At 64.6% G+C, this 15,663-nt stretch carries 14 protein-coding genes and 1 pseudogene; 7 read left to right on the plus strand and 8 right to left on the minus strand.

Annotated features, from left to right (window positions below; genetic code table 11):
* From BV908_RS12115 to BV908_RS12125, 3 genes are read right to left on the minus strand one after another with little or no spacing between them, the layout of a single operon-like run.
* A complete protein-coding gene (locus BV908_RS12115) occupies window positions 1-1,215 on the minus strand; it encodes a cytochrome D1 domain-containing protein (protein ID WP_011805161.1) in 1,215 nt (404 codons plus the stop codon).
* Complete coding sequence (locus BV908_RS12120; protein WP_015913259.1) at window positions 1,212-1,556, minus strand: cytochrome c; 345 nt, start codon at window positions 1,554-1,556, stop codon at window positions 1,212-1,214. Before BV908_RS12120 ends, BV908_RS12115 begins: the two co-directional genes overlap by 4 nt.
* A 19-nt stretch (window positions 1,557-1,575) precedes the next feature.
* The gene (locus tag BV908_RS12125; RefSeq protein WP_011805163.1) at window positions 1,576-3,300 is read right to left on the minus strand and encodes a nitrite reductase; all 1,725 of its coding nucleotides are present in this window, start codon (window positions 3,298-3,300) and stop codon (window positions 1,576-1,578) included.
* A 210-nt stretch (window positions 3,301-3,510) separates the two neighbouring features.
* Here BV908_RS12125 and cobA point away from each other — a divergent pair, with 210 nt between their 5' ends.
* Window positions 3,511-4,335: a uroporphyrinogen-III C-methyltransferase gene (cobA, locus tag BV908_RS12130; RefSeq protein ID WP_103738283.1), complete on the plus strand. Its 825-nt coding sequence runs from the start codon at window positions 3,511-3,513 to the stop codon at window positions 4,333-4,335.
* A 76-nt stretch (window positions 4,336-4,411) separates the two neighbouring features.
* Complete coding sequence (rng, locus tag BV908_RS12135) at window positions 4,412-5,899, plus strand: ribonuclease G (RefSeq protein WP_103738269.1); 1,488 nt, start codon at window positions 4,412-4,414, stop codon at window positions 5,897-5,899.
* Window positions 5,900-6,306: 407 nt separating this feature from the next.
* Here the strand turns inward: rng and BV908_RS12140 are convergent, their stop codons facing one another.
* The 5 genes from BV908_RS12140 to lptF form a co-directional block, all read right to left on the minus strand.
* The gene (locus BV908_RS12140) at window positions 6,307-7,458 is read right to left on the minus strand and encodes a pyridoxal phosphate-dependent aminotransferase (RefSeq protein ID WP_103738270.1); all 1,152 of its coding nucleotides are present in this window, start codon (window positions 7,456-7,458) and stop codon (window positions 6,307-6,309) included.
* A gap of 140 nt (window positions 7,459-7,598) precedes the next feature.
* Window positions 7,599-8,540, minus strand: a complete 942-nt coding sequence (locus BV908_RS12145) for a CysB family HTH-type transcriptional regulator (protein WP_047351197.1) — start codon at window positions 8,538-8,540, stop codon at window positions 7,599-7,601.
* A 74-nt stretch (window positions 8,541-8,614) separates the two neighbouring features.
* Window positions 8,615-8,998 carry a CbiX/SirB N-terminal domain-containing protein gene (locus BV908_RS12150; protein ID WP_103738271.1) on the minus strand — a complete coding sequence of 128 codons (384 nt, stop codon included), beginning with the start codon at window positions 8,996-8,998 and terminating at the stop codon, window positions 8,615-8,617.
* A gap of 18 nt (window positions 8,999-9,016) precedes the next feature.
* Complete coding sequence (gene lptG, locus BV908_RS12155; RefSeq protein ID WP_103738272.1) at window positions 9,017-10,126, minus strand: LPS export ABC transporter permease LptG; 1,110 nt, start codon at window positions 10,124-10,126, stop codon at window positions 9,017-9,019.
* Window positions 10,123-11,214, minus strand: coding sequence for an LPS export ABC transporter permease LptF (gene lptF / locus BV908_RS12160; protein ID WP_103738273.1), 1,092 nt, complete (start codon window positions 11,212-11,214; stop codon window positions 10,123-10,125). Before lptF ends, lptG begins: the two co-directional genes overlap by 4 nt.
* A 23-nt stretch (window positions 11,215-11,237) precedes the next feature.
* Here lptF and BV908_RS12165 point away from each other — a divergent pair, with 23 nt between their 5' ends.
* From BV908_RS12165 to BV908_RS12185, 5 genes and pseudogenes are all read left to right on the plus strand, one after another.
* Window positions 11,238-12,728 carry a leucyl aminopeptidase gene (locus BV908_RS12165; RefSeq protein WP_103738274.1) on the plus strand — a complete coding sequence of 497 codons (1,491 nt, stop codon included), beginning with the start codon at window positions 11,238-11,240 and terminating at the stop codon, window positions 12,726-12,728.
* Between the two features lie 25 nt (window positions 12,729-12,753).
* Window positions 12,754-13,194, plus strand: coding sequence for a DNA polymerase III subunit chi (locus tag BV908_RS12170; RefSeq protein ID WP_103738275.1), 441 nt, complete (start codon window positions 12,754-12,756; stop codon window positions 13,192-13,194).
* Complete coding sequence (locus BV908_RS12175) at window positions 13,191-13,619, plus strand: hypothetical protein (RefSeq protein ID WP_103738276.1); 429 nt, start codon at window positions 13,191-13,193, stop codon at window positions 13,617-13,619. Before BV908_RS12170 ends, BV908_RS12175 begins: the two co-directional genes overlap by 4 nt.
* A gap of 17 nt (window positions 13,620-13,636) precedes the next feature.
* Window positions 13,637-13,792: pseudogene (locus tag BV908_RS12180) on the plus strand (branched-chain amino acid ABC transporter substrate-binding protein); the annotation flags it as partial.
* A 396-nt stretch (window positions 13,793-14,188) separates the two neighbouring features.
* Window positions 14,189-15,663, plus strand: a 1,475-nt coding sequence (locus BV908_RS12185) for a hypothetical protein (RefSeq protein WP_146052208.1), incomplete at its 3' end; no start/stop codon positions are given.

The following is a 15,663-nucleotide window of genomic DNA, read 5'->3' on the forward strand; positions in this document are numbered from 1 at the left end:
TTAGAACCCCATGCGCTGTGCGCGGGCAGTGAAGAAGATGCCGCTGGGGGCGTCCACGTCCAGCCTGGCTTGGGACTGCAAGGTGTGCGTGTCGTAGACCTGAACGCGGTTGTCGTCACGGCAGCTGATCCAGACCGATTCGCCGCGCGGCGTGAATTCCATGTGCAGCACGGCCTTGCCGGGCTCCAGCGTCTGCACCACGCGCTGGCTCGGAGTGTCGATGACCTGCACGCGGTTGTAGTCTGGCACAGAGAAGTTGACCCACACCTGACGTCCGTCGGGCCGCGCCATCACGAACACCGGCTGGCCCGCGACCGGAATGCGGCCGACCTCGGCCCAGGTGGCGGTGTCGACCACCAGCACCTCATGGCGGCCAATGGCCGGCAGATAGGCATGGCCTCCCGCGATGGCCCAGCCGCGCAGATGGGGCATTTTGTACACCGGCAGCGGTTGCTGGCCGCGGCCGTAGCCTGCGAGGATGCGGCGCACGCGCGGCGGGTTGTCCCAGAGGTCCACCATGGCCAGGCCGTCTTCACCGAACAGGCCGGCGATGTAGTGGCGTCCGTTGGGCGAGACCAGCGCGTCGTAGGGCTGGCGGCCGATGTTGGGGATGGTGGTGACCTGCGGCTTTCGGGGGTTGGAGCAGTCGGCGATGCAGATGGCGTTCGCGTCGAACAGGCTGTAGATGAACCGGCGCTGCGGCAGGTCGGCCAGGCCGACGACGCGCGAGCGTTCGCCACTGGCCGTGTGGGCGGGAAGGTCGGCCAGCAACTCCAGGGTGGCGGCGTCGAAGACCTTGACGCCGCCGGGCGTGTAGTTCTGCGCCACGACCAGGCTGCCGTCGGCGCTGATGGCGCCACCGATGGAGTTGCCGGCCTGCATTACACGGCCCGTGATGCGCTGGGTGAGCAGGTCTACCTGGGTCAGGCCGCCGTCGCGGCCGAAGACGTAGGCAAAGCGCTCGTCACGCGAGAACACCACCGAGGCGTGCGACAGGTCGCCCAGGCCGGTAACGCGGCCCACGGCTTCGCGCCGGCTGGTGTTGATCAGGGTGAGTGCGCCCTTGGCGCGCTCGATGACCACGCCCAGATCGCCCGTGCCCTGCAGCGTGGCTGCAGGAGCGGCGGAGGTGGAGGTGGTGGAAGAGGGAGCCGCACAGCCCGTGGCAATCAGGGGTGCACTGGCGGTAAGGGAGAGCAGGGCACGCCGTTTCATGGGGCGGACCTCCTGTTTTCTTCGGGGAACCCATTGGCCAGCTGTTCGGCGATCCACAGGGCCTCGCTTCCCTGCAGCATGGCGCTCCAGGGCGGCATGGGTGTACCGGGGATGCCGTGGGTGATGACGGCAGCCAAATACTCGGGCGGCTTGCCGGCCAGGGCCTCGCGGGTGAGCGCGGGACCCAGGCCGCCCGTCAGGCGCATGCCATGGCACGAACCGCAGTCCTGCCGCACCATGCGCACGAGCTGGGCGGCTCGGTCAGGGTCGGGCGTGCCCTGTGCGCCGGCCGCCGAAGCGGCCAATGCCAGGGCCAGGGACAGGAACGCGGTGCGTGACATGGCTGGCCTTCGAAGTGCGTCAATAGACGTCGTGCTGGGTGTTGTACACGTTGAAGTGGCCGGTCGGCGTGATCAGGCGCGGGTCCTTGATCACGGACTTCAGCTTGAGCGTCTTGTCGTCCACGACGACCAGCGCACTTTGCTTGTCCTTGGCCGACCACACGGCGAACCACACTTCGTCACCTGCCTTGTTGTATTCAGGCTGGGTCACGCGCTTGGCGCCGCCGTCATCGGGCAGACCTGCCCATTCGGCGATCGGCAGCGTGACGTAGCCCTTGTCCAGGTTGTTGATGTCGAACACCACCACGGCTTGCGAAACCTTGGGATCAGGATTCAGCGGTGCGTCGGACCACAGGTGCTTGGACTTGGGATGGGTCTTGATGAACAGCGCTCCGCCGCCCGGGCCCTTGAGCTTGGCCACTTCCTTGAAGGCGTATTGCTTGTTCTTCTGCGGGTCGGTGCCGATCAGCGAGATGGTCTCGTCGCCCAGGTGACCCGTGGCCCACACCGGACCGTACTTGGGGTGCGTGAAGTTGGCGCCGCGGCCGGGGTGGGGGATCTTGCCCACTTCGGTCAGACCGGCCAGCTTGCCGTCCTTGGCGTCGATCGCAGCAATCTTGTTGCTGTTGTTGGCAGCCACCATGAAGTAGCGCTTGGATGCATCCCAGCCACCGTCATGCAGGAAGGGAGCCGAGCCGATCTCGGTGGTCTTCAGCGCATTCAGGTTGGAGTAGTCCACCATCATCGTCTTGCCGGTTTCCTTCACGTTCACCAGGAACTCGGGCTTGTAGTGCGATGCCACGATGGAAGCCACGCGCGGCTCGGGGTGGTATTCCTGCGTGCCGACGACCATGCCGCGGGTGGACACGATCTTCAGGGGCTCCAGGGTGTTGCCGTCCATGATGGTGTACTGGGGAGGCCAGTATGCACCGGCGATCGCCAGCTTGTCCTCATAGCCCTTGAACTTGGAGGTGTCCACCGAGCGTGCTTCCAGGCCCACGCGGATTTCAGCCACGTTGTCGGGCTTTTCCATCCACAGGTCGATCATGTTGATCTTGGCATCGCGGCCGATCACGAACAGATAACGCCCCGAAGCCGACATGCGCGAGATGTGCACCGCGTAGCCGGTCTTGACGATGTTGATGATCTGCTTGGTGTCGCCGTCGATCAGCGCCACTTCGCCCGTGTCGCGCAGCGTGGTGGAGAAGATGTTGTCCAAGTTGTACTTGTTCATCTTCTTCTTGGGACGCTGGTCTGGCGGCACGATGACCTTCCAGGTGTTCTTGGCGTCGGCCAGGCTCCACTCGGGCGGTGTGGGAGGGTCCTGCTGGATGTAGCGGGCCATCAGGTCCACGGTCGCCTCGTCGAATTCGCCGGACGTCTGCCAGTTGGGCATGCCGGCAGGCGAGCCGTAGGCGATGAAGACCTTGAGGTAGTCTGTGCCCTTGGGCAGGGTCACGTCCGGTGTGAGCGGCTTGCCCGTGGCGCCCTTGCGCAGCACGCCGTGGCAGCCCGCGCAGCGCTCGAAGTAAATCTGGCGTGCGCGGTCGAACTCGGCCTGCGTCATCTTGGGTGCCTTGGGGTTCGTGCTCTGGTACATGGGCACTTCCGCCAGCGGCGATCCGCCTGCCTGGTAGTTTTTCTCGGCCTCCGAGACTGGCTTGGCGTCCTGCGCCATAGCGGTGGCAGACACCAGGGTGGCGGCCGCTAATGCGACCAGCCTGGCAATCCTCTTTGCTGTCATTGTGGGTCCTCTGCGTCACGGATCAGCGCTTGGGTGGGCCCTGGCGGCTGCCACGGCCACTCTCGCGAGGTCGCTGTCCATCCCCTCTTCATGCGAGTGGGAGCATCGTCGCAGCGGGTGTTGCCGCTGTCCTTGAACTGGTTCAAGGACGCAAACGGTGCAGCCTTTGAACAATGGAGCCACCCCATGATCCGCAAAGGAGAGGCCCATATGAGCTTCATTGAAGATGCGCGCTGGTTCACCGTGGCACCCGCAGCAGGAGAGTCCGGACAGCCCCCGAAGCCTGGACACGTGACGCTGGTGGGCGCAGGCCCGGGCGACCCTGAGTTGCTCACGCTGCGCGCCGTCAAGGCCCTGCGCGGCGCGCGCCTGGTGCTCTACGACCACCTGGTCGGCAAGGAGGTGCTGCGCTACGTGGCTGAGGATGCCGACCTGATCTACGTGGGCAAGCAGTCCTCGCACCACACGCTGCCGCAGGAATCGATCATCGACCTCATGGTGCGCCTGGCGCGCAGCGGGCGCAGCCTGGTGCGTCTGAAAGGCGGCGATGGCTTCATCTTCGGCCGTGGCGGCGAAGAGGTACAGGCGCTGGCCGAGGCCGGTATCGCGTTCGACGTGGTGCCGGGCATCACGGCCGCGCAGGGTGCGGGCGCCTGCGCCGGCATCCCGCTCACGCACCGCGACCACTCCGCGACCCTGGTGTTTGCCACCGGCCACCTGCGCGGCGACAACGAAGTGGCGCTGGACTGGGAGGCGCTGGCGCGCCCGCGCCAAACCGTGGTGATCTACATGGGTGTGGGCACGCTGCCGATCATCTGCCGCGAACTGGTGCGCCACGGCCTGCCGGACAGCACGCCCGCAGCGCTGGTGGAGCAAGCCTCGCTGCCCGGGCAGCGCTGCATCACCGGCACGCTGCAGGACCTGCCCGCGCTGGCGCAGCAGCACCGCGTGCGTCCGCCGGCGCTCATCATCGTGGGCGACGTGGTGGCGCTGCAGCCGCAACTCATGCAGGGCATGCTGGCGACGATGGTGTGACGGGCGCCGGCCGCCGGTAGGGCGGCGGGCAGCGCTGGTTCTGAGGCATCATGGGCGCCTCATCTGGCAAAAGCCCATGCAACAAGACATCCTCATCAACTGGTCGCCGCAGGAAACGCGCGTGGCCGTGGTCGAAAACGGCGCCGTGCAGGAACTGCACGTGGAGCGCACGCTGGAGCGGGGCCTGGTCGGCAACGTGTACCTGGGCAAGGTCTCGCGCGTGCTGCCGGGCATGCAATCGGCCTTCATCGACATCGGGCTGGAGCGTGCGGCCTTTCTGCACGTGGCGGACGTGTGGCACCGCCAGGAAGGCGGCGAGGCGCCGATGTTCGCGCGCAAGAACGAACCGCCCGTGCCCATCGAGAAGCAGGTCTTCGAGGGCCAGGCGCTCATGGTGCAGGTCATCAAGGACCCCATCGGCAGCAAGGGCGCACGCCTGTCCACGCAGATCAGCATCGCCGGGCGGTTGCTGGTCTTCCTGCCGCAGGACGACCACGTGGGCGTGTCGCAGAAGATTCCCCAGGCCGAGCGCGACGCCTTGCGCACGCGGTTGCAGAAGCTGGTGGATGACCAGGCATCGGGCAGCAGCGGCGGCTTCATTTTGCGCACCAATGGTGAGGACGCCAGCGACGAAGAGCTGGCCGAAGACATCGCCTACCTGCGCAAGACCTGGGCAGGCATCCGGCAGGCAGCGCTGACGCATCCGCCCACCTCACTGCTGTACCAGGACCTGAGCCTGCTGCAGCGTGTGCTGCGCGACCTGGCGGGCGAGCAAACGCAGAGCATACGCATCGATTCGCGCGAGCAGTTCGTGGCGCTGAAGGCGTTCGGCAACGAATTCATGCCTGCGGCCGCAGCCAAGCTGCAGCTGTACAAGGGCGAGCGCCCCATCTTCGATCTGTATTCCATCGACGAGGAGATCGCCCTGGCGCTGGGCCGGCGCGTGCAGCTCAAGTCGGGCGGCTACCTCATCGTGGACCAGACCGAGGCGCTGACCACCATCGACGTGAACACCGGCGGCTACGTGGGCGCGCGCAACTTCGACGACACCATCTTCAAGACCAACCTGGAGGCCGCGGGCGCCATCGCGCGGCAGTTGCGCCTGCGCAACCTGGGCGGCATCGTCATTGCCGACTTCATCGACATGCTGCGCGAGGACCACCAGGCCGCAGTGTTGGCGGAGTTCCGCAAGCAGCTCGCGCGCGACCGGGTCAAGACCATGGTGGGCGGTTTTTCGCAACTGGGCCTGGTGGAGATGACGCGCAAGCGCACGCGCGAATCGCTGGCGCACATGCTGTGCGAGCCGTGCCCCACGTGCCAGGGCGCGGGCCAGGTGAAGACCGCGCGCAGTGTGTGTTACGACATCCTGCGCGAGGTGCTGCGCGAGGCGCGCCAGTTCAATCCACGCGAGTTCCGCGTGGTGGCGTCCCCGCGCGTGGTGGAGCTGTTCCTGGACGAGGAGAGCCAGCACCTGGCGGGCCTGTCGGACTTCATTGGCAAGCCGATCTCCCTGCAGGCAGAAAGCGCCATGGGCCAGGCGCAGTACGACATCGTGCTGTTGTGAGTTGAGGTCGAATTGGCCTCTGGCGCTTGTGGGACGGGCGCTGGCAGCTATCAAAAACATACCAACGTCGTGAGCCAAGGTGCGCCGCGTCTGTCGCCCGTGCCGGTCGACGGCGGAAAGGTCGAGGTGAATACGATCCCCTCTCGTGCTCCCCAGGTGTTCCGGCGGTGGCGGGCGGGCAATGGTGGCATCCGCCGTACTGCCCCACGGCTTGCTCGGGGCTGCGCGGCGCAGTGGCGCGACTTTCCGCGGCACCTGTGTGCCACATGGGGTGTCACAGATGCAGGCCCGCGCCATGCGCTACGTCGCTCGCCGTCGATTGCGTGCGCCAGGAGGCAACGCTCCTGGGTGCTATTGAATGATGAGCTGCTAGCGCTTGCTGGATAAGCGCGGGGGCCTGTTTTGGCTTAAAGCGTGCGCAGGCGTTCGATGGCCGCACGCAGCGTTTCGTCCTTCTTGGCGAAGCAAAAACGCACCACGCGCTGGTCGAAGCCGTCGCCATAGAAGGCCGACAGGGGAATGGCGGCCACGCCGATCTCGCGCGTGAGCCACTGGCAGAAGTCCGCTTCGTTCAGGTCGCTCACGGCCGAGATGTCCACGCACTGGAAGTAGCTGCCGGTGCTGGGCAGCAGCTTGAGTCGCGAGCCCTCCAGACCCTGGCGGAACAGGTCGCGCTTGGCCTGGTAGAAGGCCGGCAGCTGCAGGTAAGGCGCGGGGTTCTGCAGATAGTCCGCGAGGCCGTACTGCATGGGTGTGTTCACGGTGAACACATTGAACTGGTGCACCTTGCGGAACTCCGCCGTCATGGCGGCGGGGGCAGCCACGGTGCCCACCTTCCAACCCGTGACGTGGAAGGTCTTGCCGAAGCTGGAGACGATGAAGGCGCGTTCCGCGAGGCCCGCGAAGCGCGCGGCGCTCTGGTGCTCGGCGCCGTCGAAGACCATGTGCTCGTACACCTCGTCGCTGATCAGGAGCACGTCCGTGGGGGCCAGCAGTTCCTCCAGCGTGCGCATGTCGTCGGCCGTCCACACGGTGGCGCTGGGGTTGTGCGGCGTGTTGATGATCAACAGACGCGTGCGCGGCGTGATGGCCGCCGCGATCTTGGCAAAGTCAGGGCGGAAGCTGCCCGGCGTGAGCGGCACCCGGACCACGACGCCGCCGGCCAGCGCGATGTTGGGCACGTAGCTGTCGTAGCAGGGCTCCAGCACGATCACCTCGTCGCCTGGCTGCACGCAGGCGAGGATGGCGGTGAGAATGGCTTGGGTCGCCCCGGCCGTGATGGTGATTTCGGCGTTGGGGCAATACGGGCGAGCGTGAAGCGCTTCAATTTTTGAAGCAACGGCCTGTCGCAGCGCGGGCACGCCGGCCATGGGAGGGTACTGGTTGTGGCCGGCCTGCATGGCGCGCGTGACGGCGTCGATCAGTTGCGGGTCGCAGTGGAAGTCAGGAAAGCCCTGGCCGAGGTTCACGGCTTGGTGTTCGGCCGCCAGCGCGGACATCACGGTGAAGATGGTGGTGCCCACGTTGGGCAGGCGGCTGGGAAAGTGGGGCGTGGTCATTGGGTGTCACTCATTCAAAACTGGCGCAACGCGTGGCGTTCCGACGGCCGCATGCCTTGCGAACACGGGTCTTGGGGCGGGCTTGCCCAGGCCGCTGTCGTCGTCCCCATGCGGGAAGCCTCAAAGCGGCTCAGGGCGCATCACAACTCATAGTCGTTGACGTGCCCGGTCATGGCGCGGGCAATCAGGTCGCGGCTCAGGCGGTCGCTCAGCAGCTCGGCGAACTTGTAGACGAAGTTGCGCAGGTAGGCGCCGCGCTTGAAAGCCACGCGCGCCACGCTCTGACCGAACAGATGGCCGACGGGGCGCACGACGAGGTCGCCCAGCGGGTCGTCGCGCATGGCCATCTCCGCCACGATGCCGATGCCCAGCCCCAGGCGCACGTAGGTCTTGATCACGTCGGAGTCGATGGCCTCCAGCACGATGCGCGGCTGCAGCTTGCGGGTGGCGAAGGCCTGGTCGATCTTGCCGCGCCCGGTGAATGAGGGGTGGTAGGTGATGAGCGACTCGTGCGCGATGTCCTCCAGTCCCACGCGCTCCTTTTGCGCCAGCGGATGGCTGGGGGGCAGCACCAGGACGTGCTGCCACTCGTAGCAGGGCAGGGTGACGAGGTCGGGATACTCCGCCAGCGACTCTGTGGCCATGCCGATCTCGGCCACTTCGTCGATCACCATGCGCGCCACCTCGTGAGGCGTGGCCTGGTGCAGGCTGATGTTGACCTTGGGATACGCCTCGCGCAGCTTGGCCACCGGTACGGGCAGCACATAACGCGCCTGGGTGTGGGTGGTGGCAATGGCGAGGGTGCCGCTGTCCTGGGCGCTGTACTGCTCGCCGATGCGTTTGAGGTTGCCCACCTCGCGCATGATGAGTTCGATGCTCTTGAGGACGTGCTGACCGGGCTCGGTCACGCGCTTGAGCCGCTTGCCGTGGCGCGCGAAGATGTCCACGCCCAACTCGTCCTCCAGCTCGATGATCGCCTTGGATACCCCCGGCTGCGAGGTGTGCAGTGCCTTGGCGGCTTCGGTGAGGTTGAGGTTGCGGCGCGCCGCCTCTTGAACGAAGCGAAACTGGTGCAGATTCATATTGAAATGCGGCTAAGAAGTCGCATCATTATGCTGCATCAATCTAACGGCGGGCGCGAAAGGCGCAGATATCGTTAAGGCACCAATGCTTCGGCGGCAATGCGCGCCATCAGGGCCGTCATGCGTTCGTCCTCGCCGATGGGAGGGCTGAGGTGCAGGCGCATCTGTGGAAACGCCTGGGACAACTCATCGACCATGCGGGGGAGATCTTCGCGCGCATGCCGCCCGGTGCCGAGGAACATGGGCACGATGCCCACCTGGGTGATGCCCTGCGCCGCCATCGCGGCAACCGTTGAAGGCAGGTCGGGCGCGCACAGCTCCAGGTAGGCGCAGCGCACTTCCAGCACGGGCTGCTCGGCGCGCATGCGCGCGAGCACCGCCTCCATGGGTAGGCGCCACAGGGGGTCGCGAGAGCCGTGTGCGAACAGCACGATGCCGTTGGGACTAGGGTTCGTCATGTGTCTACTGCGGTGGGTCTAGCGCCTCAATACCAGCCATCCAAACGCTGCCAGAGAAAGCACGGAATAGATCAGGCCCGGCGCGGCCGCGGTCAGCCAGGGCGACCAGTTCTGCAGATTGCCCGCGAAGCCGAACACATTGTTCAGCAGGAAGAAGCTGATGCCGGCCATCACCCCGCCGAACACATAGCCCGCAATGCCCCCCGAGCGGAAATGCAGGTAGGCGAAGGGCAGGGAGAGCACCACCATCACCAGGCAGCTCAAGGGATAGAAGACCTTGCGCCAGAACTCGATCTCGTAGCGCTGTGCCGACTGGCCGTTGGCCTCCAGGTGGCGTACGAAGCGGAACAGTTCGATCGTCGCCATCTTGTCCGGCTTGAGCAGCGACGCGGCCACCATGTCGGGGCTGATGCGCGTGGGCCAACGCAAGGTGGGCTCTTGCAGGCGCGACACGCGCATGCCGCCATCGGCCTCGGCCTCAAAAAGGGTGCGCTGGACCTGCTGCAGATTCCACGCATCGCGGGCGTCGTCGAAGGTGGCCTGTTCCGCCTGGATGGTGGCGGCGACGCGTCCGCGCGCATCGAAATCGAACACCCGCACGCCGCGCATGGCGCCATTGGGGTCCACGGCGCGCACATTCACAGCGATCGAATGGTCGCCCTGGCGCTCCTTCAGCCATGCGCCCGTGGCGCCAGTGCTGATCTGGCCCAGCCGGCGGGCTTTCACGAGGGAGGCCGCTTTTTCGCTCGCCGGGGCAATGTAGTCCCCGACGATGACTGTGACCATGACGAACGCGCAGCCGAGCATCAGCAGCGTGCTCAGCGCCCGCCAGGGACCCAGCCCACTGGTGCGCATGATGGTGAACTCCGAACTCTGCGCCAGCCGTGCCATCACGAAGATGGTGCCGATCAGCACGGTGATGGGCAGCAGTTCGTAGAGGTGCTGCGGCAGGCTCAGCGCCACGAACAGCAGCGCGTGCGAGAGCTGGTAGCCATTGGCGCCCGCGCGGCCCACCCAGCGTAGCTCGTCCACCATGTCGAAGAAGAAGAACAGCGCGAGGAAGGCGAGGGTGACGAAGGCCACACCCACGACGACTTCGCGGTAGATGAAGCGGCGGATGGTTTTCATGCCGTCCTCCGGCCCAGGAGGCTGCGCAGCGACCAGTGGTTGTGGCGCGCGGCCAGCAGCAGCAGGCCCAGGGCCAGGGTACCGCCGTGCAGCATCAGCATGAACGGTAGCAAGCCCAGCCTGCCCACGCCGATCCATGTCTGTCCAACGGTCATGAGGTTGTAGTACACGACAAAGGCGAACAGTGCGAACACCAGGCCGGTGCTGCGCCCCGCCCGCGGGTTGACGACGGCCACCGCCAGGCCCAGGACGACGAAGTTCAACGCGGCCAGCGCCATGCCGATGCGCCAGCCCAGTTCCGCCTGGTGGCGCGGCTGCGGGTCGCTAACCAGCTCCCAGGTGTCGCGGGTCTTGATGGAGGCCGCCTCGGGGTCGTTCTGCGATCCGCCACCCACAAGCGTGCCGTACTCGGCAAATTCACTGACGCGCAGGCCCGGCTTGTCCCGCAGCGTCTCCAGCCGCTGCCCGTTGCTCAACAGCGCCATGCGTTCGCCGTTGCGGATCTCCAGGCGAGCGCTTTGCGCGGAGGTGACGGTTTCGCGGTTGGGTTCGTTGGTGGCAATGAAAACGTTGCTGGCCGAGTTGGCATCCGGTGCGTCCTTGTCAATGAAGAACACGCGTGAGCCATTGGAGGATTCCTGGAATTCCCCGGGCGCGATACGGTCCACGTCGCTGCGCTGCTCGTATTGCGTCTTGAGCTCCTGGATCTGCCGGTTGGCCCAGGGCCAGACCACGAGCGACAGCGCGGCGATGGTCAGCATGACGGGCCAAGAAAACCGGAACAGCGGTGCCAGCAGGCTCATCAGTCCGCGCCCTGCCGAAAACCAGATGACCATCTCGCTGTCGCGGTACATGCGCGACAGCGCCCCCACCACCGTGACGAACAGGCTCAGGCTGAGGATGGTGGGCAGTTGTCCCAGCACCGTGAAACCCATGACCAGCATCACGTCGGAAGGGTTCACGCTGCCCCGGGATGCCTGGCCCAGCGTACGGATCAGCATCATGGTCATCACGACGGTGACCAGAACCACCAGGGTCGCGCCGAAGGTGCGGGCCAGCTCCTTGCGAATGGATGAATCGAATAACATTGGCTCGAAGGAAAACGCTGATTATGAACTTCGAACTGAAGACGCTTTCGCTGGCTGCCTCTGCTGCGCACAAATGCGACCTGCTGGTGGTGTTGGTGCCTGAAGGCTTCCTGCCGGGTAGCGACGTGCTGTCGACCATGGTTGCGCATGCGCTCAAGCAAGGCGATCTGGAGGTGAAGCCGGGCAAGCTCCTGCAGTGCTACGCCCCCGCCGGTGTTGCGGCGCGCCGGGTTGTGCTGCTGGGGTGCGGTGCGGCCGATGCACATGCGGTGCGCCAGGCCATGCAAGCCTTATCCCCCTCGTTCAAGTTGCCGTCGGTCAAGCGCGTGGCGCTGGTGTTTGGAACCTCGGCCCAGCGGGGCGTCATCGGCGCTGCGGTGCGTGCGGTGGCCGATGGGAGCTATGTCTATACGGCCACCAAAACCAAGGCTGAGCCGCGTGCCTTGCTGCGTGTCACCCTGGGCGTGCCCGATGCGGGTGCAGCGCAGCCGGAATTCGCCACGGCCACGGCCGTGGCGGCCGGTGTAGAGTTTGCGCGCGAGTGGGCTAATCGCCCTGCCAACCATGCGACCCCTACGCTGGTGGCCAATGCCGCCAAGACGCTTGCGAAATACCCCAGCGTCCAGTGCCAGGTGCTGGGCCCTGCCGAGGTGGCCAAGCTGGGCATGGGGGCGTTTCTGGCGGTGGCTCAAGGATCCGATCAGCCGCTTCGCCTGGTGGAATTGCGCTACAACGGCGCGGCCCGCACGCAGGCTCCCGTGGTGCTGGTGGGCAAGGGTATTACGTTCGACACCGGGGGAATCTCGCTGAAGCCCGCGGCGGAGATGGACGAGATGAAGTTCGATATGGGCGGGGCGGCGAGCGTCCTGGGCGTGTTCCGGGCGCTGGCGGAACTCCGGCCGGCGATCAACGTGGTGGGGCTCATTCCCGCGTGCGAAAACATGCCCGATGGTAAAGCGGTCAAGCCGGGCGATGTCGTGACGAGCATGAGCGGCCAGACCATCGAAATCCTCAACACAGACGCAGAAGGGCGTTTGGTCCTGTGCGACGCGCTGACCTACGCGGCACGCTTCAAGCCAGCCGCCGTGGTGGACATTGCCACATTGACAGGCGCTTGTGTGGTGGCGCTTGGTGGCCTGCGCAGCGGACTGTTTGCCTCCGATGACCTGTTGGCGGCACAGCTCCTATCGGCAGGCGATGCCGCGCTCGACCCCTGCTGGCGTATGCCCTTGGATGACGAGTACGCAGAAGGGCTCAAGAGCAATTTTGCCGACATGGCCAATGTGGCAGGCCGGGCCGGTGGTTCGATCACCGCCGCGAAGTTCCTGCAGCGCTTCGTCGGGGACACGCCGTGGGCACACCTGGACATTGCAGGGACGGCTTGGAAGGGCGGCGCCGCCAAGGGCGCCACCGGCCGCCCTGTGGGACTGCTGGTGCACTATCTGCTGGAGCGGGCGACAGTGAGTACCGTGAAACCCAAGCAAAAGACGCGCAGCCGCAAGTCGGTGGCTTGAGGGCCATGTCGTTGAAGGTGCCGGCATGACACAGGTGGCATTCCACTTCAATGCACCCGACAAACTGGCGTATGTCTGTCGCCTGGTGCGAAAAGCCACCCGGCAGGATGCGCGGGTGACGGTCACGGGTGATGCAGACACCTTGCTGCGGCTCGATCGCCAGCTCTGGGCGTTGGCCCCTTCGGATTTCGTCGGCCATTGCCTGGGAGACGCCGGCGAGGAAATTCTGCGTGCCTCTCCCACCGTGTTGGTGCAAGACCCTCGTACCAGTCCGAATCGGGACGTGTTGGTCAACCTGGGAAATGTCTTGCCCGAGGGATTTGCGCAGTACGCTCGGGTCGTGGAGGTGGTTAGCCAGACGGATGAGGATGATCGGAAGCGCGCGCGGGAGCGCTGGCGCGGCTATGCCGCGCTGGGGTATGACATCGTTCGCCACGATCTGGTACTTAAGGAAAGCGCGGGATGACAACACCCACCAAGAAACTTCCCAGATTCGTGCCCACGCTCACCGACGTGGTGCAGATGCCTGAAGCCGAAGGGAGCTCGGCGCGTCCGTCGCCTCCGGTGACACGACCTGCGACCACCGCTGCGTCGCTCTCTGTGCCTTTGCCAGCGGCTCCGCATTCACCACCGCCCCTCGCAGCTCCCGCGCCGGTTGCGCCGCTGCCTGCAGGGCTGCCCTACGGGTTTGAGGAGTACGTGGTGCATCGCGTGATGCAGCGCGTGGACGTCGTGCTGGACCAACGTTTGCGCGAGGCGATCGCAGTGGTGGTACAGGAGCAGACACGGTCCATGGTGCCTCGTCTGCGAGAGGAAGTGGAATCGGTAGTGCGGCAGGCCGTCTACGAAGCCGTGGCCGAGGAACTGGCAGGCGAGCGCAGCGGCCATTGATGCTGCGTCAGGGTATTTCCTCCTGGGACCCGAAGGTGTATATCCCCGAGTTGCTCAAGTCCAACTACAAGGGCGTGACCGCGAACATTGCGTTTGAACCCAATGGCGAAATGAAGAATCCGGCCATTACGCTGTACACCTACAAGGAAGGCAAGAAGACGCCGTTGAACTGATCGACCTGTTCCGCCTTGCCTTGAGTGCGGATCTCGTAAAAAAGGGCTCCTTGGGGCTAGCCGTTCTCGGAAAGAGTTGCTAAGGTAGCCCTGATTGGCCCACAATGCGCCCCAGTCAACGACTGGGGCGCTTCTTTGTCTGAGGTGAAATCGCTTCCAGGAGCGGTTTCGTCCGGCGAATGGCCTTGGCGGTTCCCTCCGACCGCCGCCGGCATCCAGGTCAACCACTGCCGGAACCCTAAGTGCGCCAACTTTGGCGTACCGCCCCACAACGAGTCCAAGCGTGGGGCCGCCGCCCGAAAGCCGGGTGGATACGCACCCGGAGACTACCGCGTTGTCGCCAGCGGTAAGGGTCAACCAAATCTGTTTTGCCACCTTTGCAGGGAAAGCTTTCCCATGCAGAGCAATCTGGCCATCGCGGAAGAGTTATTGCGAATCGGCAGATACCTGGAGCCCCAGCTTCCAACGTGTCCCAACGAGGACTGCGAGCTATTCCGCAAAGCCGAACCTGAACATAGTGGGCGGCACACAAGATTCGGAACTAACGCACACGGCACGCCGCGATTCAAGTGCGGAGCCTGTCGAAAGATATTCGTCTTTGGCGGTCGCTCGACAAAGCGCCAACAGAAAACCCATCCGAACATTGGCATATTCGAGCATCTGATGAATTCGATGCCCTTGCGGCGAATCATCAAGGTGCTGGGAATTTCGCCTGCTATTCTCTACGACCGAATCGACTTTATCCACGAGCAATGCCAGATTTTTGCTGGCGAGCGAGAGCGCGGGCTTCTTGACCGGGAGGACCTCGGCAAGAGGTATATCTCGACCGACCGACAAAAGCTCATTGTCAACTGGTCGGACCGGAAGAGCAGAAAGAACACTGTCCTCCTTTCCATCGCGAGCGCCGACCAAATAACAGGCTACCTGTACGCGGCGAACGTCAACTTCGATGGCGAGATGGATAGTGAGAAGGTCAAGGAGGAGATGACCAAATTCGGCGACCAGCGATTGGCAAAACCCTTTCGACGGTTTGCTCGGGTTTGGTTACCCCAAGACTGGGATGACGCTGCGGTACGGGCTGCCGCGAGCCGTAAGGGCACCCGACGGGCCAGCGAGGAGCCAACTGAGCTGCCTGGGGAGCTGCTCGCGGCTGTCAAGGACACCTATGACGCGGCTCAGGAGCGCGAGGACATCGAGAGCGGCGACGACCCCTCGACGGCGACCAGGGCGCCGGCCAAGGGCATGCTCTTGCACGAGCAGACCGTCATGGCGGCACATATTCAGTTCGTGACGAGATTGCTGCAGAAGGCAGAGAAACTAAGATTCTTCGTTGACCAAGAATCTGGTATTCGGGCTGCAATCTTGGTGAGCGTTCCGGAGCGCGTTCTAAATAGGACCGCAGACGCATTCTACGTAAAGGTCCTCAAGGAATTCACGGTTGACCAGAAGAAGGGGATTGTTGGCGCTGCCAAGCGGCGACTCCGGAAGGTAATGAGTGACGCCGGAGTTGACGAGGAAGAGGCCAGCTTAATCCTGGCCCTGGAAGAGTTAAGCAGCCCAACACTTATTGGCAAGTGGGGCGACCCTTGGTTTCGACATCCAATCGCGGACATGCGAGAGCCACAAAAGGGAGTTTCGTGGCTCACTGATATTGACGAACCCGAGACTGACCCGGAAAAGCGGAGTGACCAGCTTCGTCATTTTGCCCGGCTGCACCTGAAGGCGTCATTGACGGCTGTTGATAGATTCTTCATGCAAGTTCGACGGGCGCTCACGGTAGCCGAACGAGGGGTTATCAGCGCGAGCGCCGACAGAAGACTTTGGTTTGGTAAGAATGCCTATAACCCAGCGGTTCTGGTGAAACTGGTAGA

The sequence above is a fragment of the Diaphorobacter sp. LR2014-1 genome, assembly GCF_002916785.1.
Lineage (GTDB): Bacteria > Pseudomonadota > Gammaproteobacteria > Burkholderiales > Burkholderiaceae_C > Diaphorobacter > Diaphorobacter nitroreducens.